The 11,614-nt window shown below is 74.4% G+C and carries 9 protein-coding genes; 3 read left to right on the top strand and 6 right to left on the bottom strand.

What is annotated here, in order from left to right; translation table 11 throughout:
- Window positions 1-55: 55 nt before the first annotated feature.
- Genes ACFU7Z_RS26155 through ACFU7Z_RS26145 form a run of 3 tightly spaced genes read right to left on the bottom strand, consistent with a single transcriptional unit; the run spans window position 56 to window position 2,754 of the window.
- Entirely contained in the window at window positions 56-586 is a 531-nt protein-coding gene (locus ACFU7Z_RS26155; protein ID WP_049655810.1) for a MaoC family dehydratase, read from the bottom strand.
- 18 nt (window positions 587-604) lie between these two features.
- Window positions 605-1,840, bottom strand: a complete 1,236-nt coding sequence (locus ACFU7Z_RS26150; RefSeq protein WP_198959360.1) for an aminotransferase class I/II-fold pyridoxal phosphate-dependent enzyme — start codon at window positions 1,838-1,840, stop codon at window positions 605-607.
- A gap of 2 nt (window positions 1,841-1,842) precedes the next feature.
- Window positions 1,843-2,754 carry a CoA ester lyase gene (locus ACFU7Z_RS26145; protein WP_117486016.1) on the bottom strand — a complete coding sequence of 304 codons (912 nt, stop codon included), beginning with the start codon at window positions 2,752-2,754 and terminating at the stop codon, window positions 1,843-1,845.
- Between the two features lie 244 nt (window positions 2,755-2,998).
- Between ACFU7Z_RS26145 and ACFU7Z_RS26140 the strand changes: the two genes are divergently transcribed.
- Window positions 2,999-4,852, top strand: coding sequence for an ATP-binding protein (locus ACFU7Z_RS26140; protein ID WP_375873052.1), 1,854 nt, complete (start codon window positions 2,999-3,001; stop codon window positions 4,850-4,852).
- A 308-nt stretch (window positions 4,853-5,160) separates the two neighbouring features.
- The gene (locus ACFU7Z_RS26135) at window positions 5,161-6,240 is read left to right on the top strand and encodes a scyllo-inosamine-4-phosphate amidinotransferase (protein ID WP_049656002.1); all 1,080 of its coding nucleotides are present in this window, start codon (window positions 5,161-5,163) and stop codon (window positions 6,238-6,240) included.
- Between the two features lie 11 nt (window positions 6,241-6,251).
- Here ACFU7Z_RS26135 and ACFU7Z_RS26130 read toward each other — a convergent pair whose 3' ends face one another.
- The 3 genes from ACFU7Z_RS26130 to ACFU7Z_RS26120 form a co-directional block, all read right to left on the bottom strand.
- On the bottom strand, window positions 6,252-7,118 hold the full coding sequence (locus ACFU7Z_RS26130) for an SAM-dependent methyltransferase (RefSeq protein WP_380780031.1): 867 nt from the start codon (window positions 7,116-7,118) through the stop codon (window positions 6,252-6,254).
- An 84-nt stretch (window positions 7,119-7,202) separates the two neighbouring features.
- Window positions 7,203-9,983 (bottom strand): FxSxx-COOH system tetratricopeptide repeat protein, encoded by a 2,781-nt coding sequence (gene fxsT, locus ACFU7Z_RS26125; RefSeq protein ID WP_380780028.1) that lies wholly within the window; start codon window positions 9,981-9,983, stop codon window positions 7,203-7,205.
- Complete coding sequence (locus ACFU7Z_RS26120; protein ID WP_181970405.1) at window positions 9,980-10,408, bottom strand: hypothetical protein; 429 nt, start codon at window positions 10,406-10,408, stop codon at window positions 9,980-9,982. Before ACFU7Z_RS26120 ends, fxsT begins: the two co-directional genes overlap by 4 nt.
- A gap of 340 nt (window positions 10,409-10,748) precedes the next feature.
- Here ACFU7Z_RS26120 and ACFU7Z_RS26115 point away from each other — a divergent pair, with 340 nt between their 5' ends.
- Complete coding sequence (locus tag ACFU7Z_RS26115; RefSeq protein WP_380780025.1) at window positions 10,749-11,591, top strand: PIG-L family deacetylase; 843 nt, start codon at window positions 10,749-10,751, stop codon at window positions 11,589-11,591.
- Window positions 11,592-11,614: the final 23 nt, after the last annotated feature.

Genomic DNA, 11,614 nt, shown 5'->3' with positions numbered 1-11,614 from the left:
GGGCCCGACGGCTTCAGCCGCCGGGCCCGGTGCCGCGCCACGACGGGGCACGGCGTCAGTACCCGGCGACCTCGTCCAGGCCGTGGCCGCGCAGCGGGACGAGGAAGCTGCGGTCGAACACCACCACGGGCTCGCCGGTGGACTTCGTCCCGGTGGTGCGGCAGCTCACGATGCCCTGCCCGTCGCGGCTCTTGGAGAGCCGCTTGGCGAGGGTCTCGGTCTCCGCGTAGAGGGTGTCGCCGGTGAACACCGGGTGGGTCATCCGGATGTTCTCCCAGCCCAGGTTGGCGATGGTGCGCCCGCTCGTCGAGCGGGCGGTCATCCCGCCGACGATGCTGAGCGTCACCAGGCTGGAGACGATCGGCTTCCCCCAGGGGGTGTGGGCGCTGTAGGCGGCGTCGATGTGCAGCGGGGCGTCGTTCATGCTCAGCATGCTCATCAGCACGTTGTCGAGCTCGGTGACGGTCCGTCCGGGGCGGTGCTCGACCACCTCGCCGACCTCGAACTCCTCGTAGTAGCGCCCGACCACCTCGCGGTAGCGGCGCTCGCCGATCCGCCGGTAGCCGGCGGGTTCGGTTCCTTCCATGGCGGTTGCTCCCGGGTCCTAGAGGTCGGCGGTGAGTTCCTTGACGTGGCCGGCGAACTCGCGGATCAGCCGCTCGTCCATGTCGGCGCGCAGCATCAGCCGCAGTCCGGCCTCGCCCTTGGGCACGATCGGGAAGAACACCGCGGAGCTGTAGAAGCCGCGCTCGAAGAGCTGGGCGGACAGTTTGACCGCCCGCTCGGCCTCCCCGACGTCGACCCGGCGCACCGGCAGGCCGTTGCCCGCGAAGGTGGTCGGCAGCAGCTCGTCGAAGAGCTCGATGTTGCGGGCCAGCGCGCCCTGGAGCTCGGCCAGTTCGGGGGAGCGGTGGATGGCGGCGCTGGCCAGCGAGGCGCCGACCATCGGCAGCGGGATGTTCTGCGACCAGCCGATCGGGCCGGCGTGCCGGTGCAGGAACTCGAACTGCTCCCGGTTGCCGAGCATCGCGACGCCGCCGCTGGTGCCGAAGGCCTTGCCGAGGCTGGCGGTGATCACCGTCAGCGGGTTCATCTCCAGCCGGGAGCGGACGTAGCCCTCGCCGCGCTCGCCCGCGATGGACAGCGAGTGGGAGTCGTCGATGTAGAGGAACAGCCCGTAGCGGTCCTGGAGTTCGAGCAGCCCGTCGAGGGCCGCGGTGCCGCCCATCGAGTAGGCGCCGTCGGCGACGTAGGCGACCCGCGGGTACTTGCGGCAGATGTCCTCCAGGTAGTTCAGGTCGTTGTGCGGGCAGGTCAGCACCAGCGACTCGTCCGCGCAGATCGGCTTCATGTACGCCATGCAGAAGTGGCAGAAGCGGTCGAAGACCATCACCCGGGGGCCGCCGCCGCCCTGGCAGGTGCCGTCCAGGTGGCCGGAGGCGATCAGCGGCAGGATGCCGGCGGTGAGCGTGGTACAGGACGCCCCCGGCAGGATGTTCGCGCCGAACAGCTCGCCGAGCTCCTCCTCCATCCGCACCAGCAGGTTGTGCCGGATCCTGGTGGTGGAGAGGACCAGCGAGGTGCCGCGGGCCTCGGTCAGCGCGTCCACCGCGCCGGCCAGGACCGCGGGGTGGTTGTTCAGGCCGAGGTACGAGCAGGAGACCATGTTGGCGAACTCGTGGCCGGTCTCGCGGACCGTCAGCCGGTTGTTGGACTCCGAGTCCACCGTCACGCCGATCAGGCCGTTGGCCGCGGCCGCCTGCCAGACCGGGTCGGCGCTCGCCAGCATGGCCTCGGCGTTGCGGTACCGGCGCGGGCCGAGGATGGATTCTTCGGTCATCGTCACTTCTCCGTCGTGTGGTTCGGGGTGTCGGTGGGCGCGTGGTGCTGCGGGTCGTGCGGTCCGCCGGGCCGGGGCGGGTCGAACTGCTCGATCAGGCGCTGCGAGGCCTCGAAGAACGGCATGCCGACCATCACGCCGTCCACCACGGTGACCGAGCGGCCGTTCTCCAGGCCCGCCGCGACCACCCGGCGGGCGCGCGCCAGCAGCTCCTCGTCGGGGCTGAACGTCGCGTTGATCAGCTCGAGTTGGCGCGGATGGACGGCGATCTTGCCGCTGAACCCGAAGTCCCGGGCGAGCCCGGCCTCCCGGCGCAGCCCGTCGAGGTCGGTGACCTCGAAGAACGGCGCGTCCATCGCCTCCACCCCCGCGGCGCGGGCGCTGTTGACCACCCGGGCGCGGGCGTGGGCCAGGGCCTCCCAGGAGAGCCGGGCGCCGACCGCGAAGGCGTAGTCGGCCGAGCCGAAGACCAGCCCGCGCAGCCGGTGCCCGGCGGCCGCGACGGCGGGCGCGTTCTCGATGCCCAGCGGGGTCTCCACGACGGCCAGGAACTCCGTCTCCGGGCAGTCCGCGCCGAGCGCGCCGGCGGCGATCTCGATGTCCCGGGGGGACTCCGTCATCGGGATCAGGACCAGGTCCGGTTTGACCCGGTACCGGGCGATGGCGATCAGGTCGCGCAGACCGTCGGGCCCGGACAGGGTGTTGATGCGCACCGCGCTGCGCGCGAGCTTGGTGGACGGGAGGGCGAAGAACTCCTCGGCGAGCCGGCGGGCCTCCTCCTTCCGGGTGGGTGGGACCGAATCCTCCAGATCGACCATGGCGATGTCGGCCCCGGACTGGTGGCTCTTGGTGTACCGCTCCACCGCCATCGCGGGTGTGGACAGGAGGGAACGGCAGTACCGCGTGAACCTCATGGATGTCTCCGAAGTCAGCGAGGGCTGCGGGTTCCGGTTCTATCCCACCGGCTTTGTTCGGCGCCGTACGGCTGGACATTGAACATCAACTCGGAACAACCGACCCGTACGCACCATTGTTTGACGCCAACGGTCCTGTGCATGATGAATCAACGGGGGGATGGACACGAGGCGCACGCGGCGCGTGTGGCGCGTGGGCACTCAAGGTTTCAGGACACCGCTTCAACGGAGAAGGGGGGCCGTCGTGCCGCGTCGGGAAAGTCCACTGGACCCCGGGGACGGGCCGCTGCTGCGCTTCGCGGGCGATCTGCGGGCCCTGCGGGAGCGCGCCGGACGTCCGCCGTACCGTCAACTCGCCCTGCGGGCGCACTGCTCGGCGGCCAGCCTGTCGGTGGCCGCGGGAGGGCGGCGGCTGCCCAGCCTCGCCGTCACCCTCGCCTACGTGCAGGCCTGCGGCGGGGACGTGCGGGAGTGGCGGCACCGCTGGCAGCTGCTCGCCGCCGAACTGGCCGCCGAACAGTGCGCCCGGCGGCGCGCCCAGGACGTCGGACGGGCCCCCTACCCGGGCGCGGCCGCGTTCGAGGCGGCCGACGCCGAGCGCTTCTTCGGCCGCGAGGCGCTGCTGGACCGGCTGGTCGCCCTGCTGGCCGAACGGCGGCTGGTGATCGTCTCCGGGCCGTCCGGGGCGGGCAAGTCCTCGCTGGTCAGAGCCGGTCTGCTGGCCCGGCTCGGCGCGCCCGCCGCCACCGGTGCCGTCACCGGCGCCACCACCGGGAGACCCGGGGCCGGGGGCGGAGCGGGCCGGCCCCCGGCCGACGGCGGTGTCCCGGTGGCGCTGCTGACCCCCGGTGAACGACCCATGGAGGCGTACGCGCTCGCGCTCGCCCGGCTCGGGCAGCGGGCCGGGGAGACGAGGCGCGGCGGGTCCGGACCGACGGCCGGGGACCCGGTCCTGGTGGTCGACCAGGCCGAGCAGCTGCGCACCCGCTGCCGGGACGCCGCCGAGCGGGCGCGCTTCCTGGACGCGCTGGTGGCGACCGCCGCGGGCGATCCTGACGGGGCGTCGGACGGGCTGCCGGTGGCGGCGCCGGCCCGGTGCCGGGTGGTGCTGGTGGTCCGCTCCGACCAGTGCGGCCCGCTGCTCGCCGAGCACCCGGGGCTGGCCGAGGCCGGCCGCCACGGGGTGCTGCCGGTGGGGCGTCCGGCGCCGGACGAGCTGCGTCGGGCGATCACCGAACCGGCGTTACGGTCCGGCTGTACCGTCGAGGGCGCCCTGCTGGCCGTCCTCATCTCGACCGCCGCGCAGCAGCCGGGCGCGCTCCCGCTGCTGTCCGCGGCCCTGCTGGAGACCTGGCGGCGGCGCAGCGGCAACGCGCTCACCCTGGCCGGGTTCCAGGCCACCGGAGGGTTCGAGGGCGCGCTGGCCCGGACGGCGGAGGCGCTCTACAACGGGCTGGACGCGCCCGACCAGGCGCGGGCGCGGGCGGTGTTCCTGCGGCTCGGCGGGGAGCTGCTCGGGGCCGGCGAGGACGCCGCCGGCGGTCCGGCGGCCCTGGGCGACGGGCTGGCGCCGGGCGGCGGGCCGCTGCCCGGCGGTGAACTGGTGCCGGGCGGCGACGAGGGCACCCGCAAGCCGGCCCGGCGGGCCGAGTTCGACGATCCCGGTGTGCCCGAGGTGATGGAGCGGCTGGTCCGGGCCCGGCTCGTGGTGGTCGACCGGGACACCGTCGAACTGTCCCACCAGGCGCTGCCGCAGGCCTGGCCCCGGCTGCGGGACTGGCTGGCGGAGGGCCGGGAGGCGCTGGGGGAGCAGTGCCGGCTCACCGCGGCCGCGCGGGGCTGGGCCGCCGCCGACCAGGACCCGGAACTGCTCTACCGGGGCGTCCGGCTGGAGGAGCTGGTGCGGCGGGTGGCGGCCGGCGAGCTGGCCGCGGCCGGGGTCGAGCGGGCGTTCCTCGCGGCCTCGTCCCGGGCGGCCGTCGCCGACCGGCGCCGGGCGCAGCGCCAGAACCTGGCGGTGGCCGGGGTCGCCGCGGCGGGCGGGGCGCTGCTGGCCCTGGCGGGCGGGAGCCGGATCCGCCGGGCCTGGCGGTGGTGAGCGCCGGTCCGGGGCGCGGGGCCTCCCACCGGTGTTGATCAGCGTCGGAGGGAGCGGGTCGAACAACGGGCGGCCGGTCGGCGGGGCGTTCCCGGTGCCGATCACGGTCCTTGCGTCGCCGTCGGTCGTCCGGGTAGCTTGACGATCGATCCCGGCCCTTCGTAGCGGCGAACTCGGTTGCCCCGCCGGTGATTTCCCGTACGCCGCGGCCGGCCGGAGCCGGTCCGGCGCATCCGTCCGCACGGTTCCAGGCCGTCGCCTCCGCCGTCGTCTCCGTGTTTCCCCCAAACCCGTGTCAAGGGAGAGTCATGTCCGATTCGGCCCGTCCGGTCCAGAGCTGGGACGAGTTCACCACACTGCGGGAGATCGTGGTCGGGACCGCCGTCGGCGCCCGGCTGCCCGAGCAGACCGAGCCGTCCTCCTGGCTGTCCTGCTTCCCGAAGACCAACGCCGCCGACCTCGCCTCGATCGAGGCCGGCCCCTACTCGCGGCAGGTCGTGGAGGAGACCGAGGAGGACCTGGACGACCTGGTGGCCACCCTGCGCGGCCTCGGCGTCACCGTCCACCGGCCCGATCCGGTCGACCACGCGGCCGAGTTCGCCTCCCCGCTCTGGAACGCCGACGGCGGCTTCCACTCCTACTGTCCGCGGGACCTGACCCTGGTCGTCGGCGAGACGCTGATCGAGGTGGCGAGCCCGATGCGGCAGCGCTACTTCGAGGCCTTCGGCCTGCGCGGACTCTTCCAGGACTACCTGCGCCGCGGCGCGCGCTGGCTGGCCGCCCCCCGGCCGCAACTGGGCGACGAACTCTTCGAGTTCGACGAGGCGGGCCTCCCGCTGCTGGGCGAGGCCGAGCCGGTCTTCGACGCCGCGAACGTGCTGCGGCTCGGCCGGGACGTGTTCTACCAGGTCTCCCGCAGCGGCAACGAACTCGGCCTGCGGTGGCTGGAGTCCACCCTCGGCCTGCTCGGCGACGGCGGCCTGCGGCTGCACCCGCTGCGCGACATCTACGGCTACACCCACATCGACAGCACCATCGCGCTGCTGCGCCCGGGCCTGGTGCTGCTCAACCCCGAGCGGATCAGCCCGGAGACCGTCCCGGAGCCGCTGAAGGGCTGGGACGTCCTCTGGTGCCCGCCGGCCGAGCCCACCGGCGACGCGCCCGAGCACGCGCTCAGCGAGAGCTGGATCAGCATGAACCTGCTGATGGTCTCCCCGGACACGGCGATCGTCGAGTCCGAGCAGGAGGGCCTGATCAAGCTGCTGGAGCACGCCGGGATCACCGTCCTGCCGCACCGGCTGCGGCACTCCCGGGTGCTCGGCGGCGGCTTCCACTGCGTCACCCTGGACACCCGGCGCGACGGCGGACTGGAGGACTACCTGTCCTGACCCGCCGCCGCTCAGGGCTTGCGGGCCAGCGCGCAGGAGATCAGCCGCTCCCACACCGACAGGTCGCCCTCGCCCGCCGGCACCCCGTTGGTGCCGGCGGGCTCCGGCCGCCACAGCGGGCAGGGCACCAGCCCCGGTTCGAGCAGGTCGAGGTCGTCGAGCAGGCCGAGGATCTCCTCGTCGGTGCGCCAGCGGCCGCGGCCGAAGCTCTCCCGCAGTTTCCGTTCCGCGCGCCGGCGCTCCTCCGTCCCGGCGGAGGTCCTGCCGGAGTTCCCGACGGATTCTCCGCCGGAGCTCCCGACGGAGCGGAAGTGGGAGACGTAGACCAGGCTGCCCGAGGGCACCCGGTCCACCCACCAGCGCACCAGGTCGGCGGGCCGCTCGGCGTCGTCGAGGTGGTGCAGGACGGCGCTGAAGACGACCCCCACCGGCTCGTCGAAGTCGATCAGCCGCCGCACCTCGGGATGGCGGCGGATCTCCTCCGGCTCGCGCAGGTCCGCCCGGACCAGCGTGGTGCGGGGGTCGGCGGCCAGCAGGGCACGGCCGTGGGCGAGCACGGTCGGATCGTTGTCGACGTAGACGACGCGGGCGCCGGCGTCGTGCCGCCGGGCGGCCTGGTGCACGTTGTCGGCGGTGGGCAGGCCGCTGCCCAGGTCGACGAACTGGCGGACGCCGTCGCCGGCCATCGCGCCCACGGCGCGGATCAGCGCCTGCCGGTTGGCGAACGGCAAGGCCACCGAGCCGGGCAGCTCGCGGAGGAAGAAGTCGCCGACCTCGCGGTCGACGGCGAAGTTGTCCGTGCCGCCGAGCAGGTAGTCGTAGACCCGGGCGATGCTCGGCTTCGACCGGTCGATCCCGGCGGTGCTGTCGTCGGTCATGGGAACCTGCCCGTCCCTGGGGTCCGTTGTCGCCTCGATCGTAGGAGGACCGTCGCGCCCCGGCCCGTCGGCCGGGCGGGGACCCTACGGCCGTGTTCCCGGGGCGTCGCGGGTCCGCAGGGCCGCGGCCAGGAGGTCCGCCACCAGGGCCGCGGTGGGATGGTCCGGGCCGACCGCCCCGGTCAGCCCGGCGAGAGCGGCCCGGTACCCCTCGACGGCCCGGTCCAGGTCGCCGGAGGCCTCGTCCACCCGGGCCAGCGTGGCACGGCTGCCGAGGGTGTCCGGATGGTCCGGGCCCAGCAGTCGGGTGCGCTGCTCCAGCACGGTGGTGATCAGCGACCGGGCCCGCTCCAGGTCGCCGGCCGCCCGGCAGGCCGACGCGAGGTTGTTCCGGCTGAGCACGGTGTCGCGGCTCTCCGGGCCGAGCAGGCGCTCCTGGGCGGCGAGCACCTCCTCGAACCGGAGCACGGCCCGGCGGTGGTCGCCCAGCCGGTGGTGGACGGCCGCGAGGTTGCCGCGGCTGCGCAGTGTGTCGGGGTGGTCCGGGCCGAGTACCTCCAGGCGCAGCCGGAGGGTCTGTTCGAACAGGGGGAGCGCAAGTTCCGGCTCCCCGGCCGCGGCGTGGGCGGAGGCCAGCATGCTGAGGCTGACCAGGGTGTCGGGGCTCTCCGGGCCGAGCACGCCGGTGCGCTGGGCCAGGACCGTCCGGCAGAGGTCGAGGCCGGTCCCGACGTCACCGGTGGTCAGGCAGAGGTAGGCGAGGTTGCTGCGGCTGAGCAGGGTGTCCGGGTGCTCCTCGCCGAGGGCGGCCGCACGCCGCGCCAGGACGTCCCGGTAGATCCGCCCGGCCGGTTCCAGGTCGCCCGCCGACTCGTGGGCGTAGCCGAGGTTGCTCAGGCAGCTGAGGGTGTCGGGGTGCTCGGGGCCGCAGAGCTCCTCCAGACCGGCCAGCGCCTCCTGGTAGAGCGCGACCGCCCGGCGGTACCGCCCCACGTTCTCGTACGCCCCGGCGAGGTTGTTCCGCAGCCGCAGGGCGTTGATCCGGAGCATGCCCGGGGGCAGGTGCTCGTCGCCGGTGACCGCGGCCTCCCGGCCGAGCAGGCCTTCGTAGATCGCGATGGCCTGGTCGGCCCGGCCGAGGGACCCGTGGGCGCCCGCCAGGTCGCTGAGCAGGCTGAAGGTCCTGGGGTGGTCCGGGCCGAGGGCGTCCCGGCTGTCGGCGGCGGCCCGCTCGTACTCCTCGACGGCCCGCTCGGCCCGCCCGCAGGCCTGGTGGGCGTCGGCGAGGCCGCTCCGGATGTTGAGGGTGGTCAGGTGCCCGGGGCCGTGCACCCGCAGGCTCCGCTCCAGGAGCGGTTCGAGCAGGCCGAGGGCCTGCTCGGGGCGGCCGGTCGCGAGGTGCACCCGGGCCAGGGCGGAGCCCGCCACCAGCGCGAACTCGTGGTCGGGCCCGAAGCCGTGCCTGATCTGGGCGTCGTACGCCTCGTACAGGGGCAGCGCCCGGACGCTCTGCCCCTCGGCCTCCAGGAGCAGGGCGGTGGCGGCGTAGAGGGTGAACACCGCCGGGTCGCTGTCGTCCCCCGGGTCGGTGGCGGCCAGGGCGCGGACCTGGCCGGCCAGGCGGGTCAGCTCGGCGGTGTCGCGCTCCTGCTCCCTCCCGGCCGGGTGGACGGCCGCCAGCACGGCCCGTTCGGCCTCGCGCCGGCCCCGGGGAGCGCCGCCCGGAGGGCGGGCGGCGAGGGCTTCCGCCCGCAGCGCGCCCTGGACCAGGCGGTGCACCCGGACGTCGCGCCAGGCGTAGCCGATCATGCTGTAGGCGTGCAGGACGCCGAGTGCGTCGTCGGCCGCGAGCTCGTCCGGGGCCAGCCGGGACACCAGGTCGCGCGGGCAGCCGTCGGCGTCGAGCCAGGCCAGGGCGTGCAGCAGGTCGGCCGCGACCGGATCGTCCCCGGCGACGGCCGCCAGGGTGACCTGCCAGACCCGGGCGACGGTGCGCTGCGGGTCGCGGCGGGTCGGGGCGCCGGACGGCCGGAGCCCGAGCCGGCGGCGGTAGCCGGCGACGGTGGTACGGGTCCGGCGCAGGTAGGCGCCCGCCTGCTCCAGGGCGAGTGGCAGGCCGCCGAGTTCACGGGCCAGCTGCCCGGCCTCCCAGCGCGACCCGTCGGAGCCGTCCCACTCGGCGACCCAGGACCACAGCAGCTCGGTCGCCTGCTCGTGGGGGAGCACGTCGAGGGCGAGCAGCGCGCCGTCGGAGGCGGCGCCGAGCGTGTCCCAGTCGTCCGCGAGCCGGGTGGTGACCAGGTGGTGCCCGCGGGTGAGGCTGCCCAGGAACGGTTCGAGCAGTGCCGGGTCCTCGACGTCGTCGTACACCAGCAGCCAGCCGGTGTGGTGCTGGAGCCAGGCCAGCGCCCAGGCCGCCAGCTCCGGCGGCCGCGCGGTCCCGGCCCAGGCGGGGCTCAGCCGCCGGGCGATCCCGGTCAGGGCCTCCTCGACACCGCCCGGGGAGGAGGCGTCGATCCACCAGACCAGGTCGTACGCCGTGCGGAAGCTCTGGGCGTACTGGAGCGCCAGGGTGCTCTTGCCGACCCCGCCCAAGCCGTGCACGACCACCGTCGCCGCACCGGGCCCGGGCCGTTCGGCGGTCAACGCCTCGCGCAGCGCGGCCAGTTCCCGTTGCCGGCCGGTGAAGCGGGCGTTCGGCTGGAGCAGGTGGACCAGCCCGTCGGCCGGGGTGTCGGCCGCCGAGCGCAGCGCCTCGGCGGGCAGCACGACGGTGGTGGTCTGGGTGACCATCACACCGTCGTTGCTGCTGTTGACGTTGGAGATCTGCCCGGCACCGTGGAAGTGGTGGACGGACGACGTCACCGGGCGCCGTCCCCGTGGACGACCGTCCTGGTGCTCATCGTCCCCTCGTTGGTACCGGTGTTGACGATGGAGCCCTGGCCCGACACCACGACGGTGACCGAGGACGGCTCCGGCCGCGGCAGCGCGGCGGCCAGCTCCGCCAGCAGTTCGGGATCCTGGCGCAGCGTGCGCCGAACGGCCTGCCGCAGCGCCGCCTGGGCGTCCGGGTTCGCGTCGTCCTGCACCGCCTCGGCGACGTCCGACTCCAGCGCCTCGCGCTGCCGCTCGTCGCGCCGGCGCCACACCCGCTGGAGGATGCGGGTGCCCAGGCCCACGGTGGCGCTCGCGGCCGCGTCCTCGGCCCGGGTCAGCACCGAGTCGCCGTACGCGGCGAGCGCGGCGCCGATCGGCGGGCCGGCCAGCTCCATGAAGGCGTCGAGTTCCATGGCTCCCCCTCGAAGTCCCGTGCCGTGGCGGCCGGACGGAGTGAATCGGCCACAGCGTAGGGAACCGGCGGCGGCGGTGGGCCCGGTACGCGCGAAACGGTCGGTCTCGATCCGGTGTCGGTCGGCCGGCAGTGCCGGACGGCGGAGTTCCGCCCGGGAACATCGCCACCACACCGCGCAGTTGGGACGGACGGGTCCGCCGCCCTGGTCGGGTGCCGGGCCTGCCCGTCACCCCGGCGGCCGGGCCGGGCCGGCGCCCCGGGCGGGATATCGGGAGCGGCCGCCGGTCTCCGTGACGCAGACTGGGGCGAGTATTTTTCACACCGGAGGATGGATTTTCATGGCTGACCGGCCTTTGACGCTGATGGCAGTGCACGCCCACCCCGACGACGAGGCGAGCGGGACCGGGGGTGTGCTGGCCCGGTACGCGGCGGAGGGCATCCGTACGGTGCTCGTGACGTGTACGGACGGCAGGTGCGGCGACGGTCCGGGAGGGGTCAAGCCCGGCGAGGACGGGCACGACCCGGCGGCCGTCGCCGCGATGCGCAGGAAGGAACTGGAGGCCAGCTGCGAGGTGTTGGAGGTCGGCCACCTGGAGCTGCTGGAGTACGCCGACTCCGGGATGATGGGCTGGGAGAGCAACGACGCGCCCGGCTCGTTCTGGAACACGCCGGTGGCGGACGGCGCCGCCCGGCTCGCCGAACTGATGCGGCACTACCAGCCCGACGTGGTCGTCACCTACGACGAGAACGGGTTCTACGGCCACCCCGACCACATCCAGGCCCACCGCATCACGGTGGCGGCGCTGGAACTGGTCGACCTGTCGCCGAAGGTCTACTGGACGACGGTGCCGCACTCGGCGGTGCGGCGGTTCGGGGAGGTCATGCGGGAGTCCGGCCCCGACGGGGAGCGGTCGGAGCCGGTGGAGCCGGTGGAGGCTGCCGAGCTGCCCGAGATCGGCCTGCCGGACGAGGAGATCAGCACCTGGGTGGACACCACCGCCTTCGGCGGCCGGAAGTTCGACGCCCTGGCCGCGCACGCCAGCCAGGGGGACAACATCTTCTTCCTGCGGATGGGCAAGGAGCGGTTCACCGAGCTGATGGGCGTGGAGACCTTCGTCCGGGTCAGGGACACCACCGGCGCGGCCCTCCCGGAGAACGACCTCTTCGCCGGCCTGCGCTGAGCCCGGGGCAGTAGTGTGCCGGC

The sequence above is a fragment of the Kitasatospora sp. NPDC057518 genome, from assembly GCF_042802075.1.
Classification (GTDB): Bacteria; Actinomycetota; Actinomycetes; order Streptomycetales; family Streptomycetaceae; genus Kitasatospora.
The sequence above is the reverse complement of the archived record's forward strand: the minus strand, read 5'-3'. Positions and strand labels throughout refer to the sequence as shown.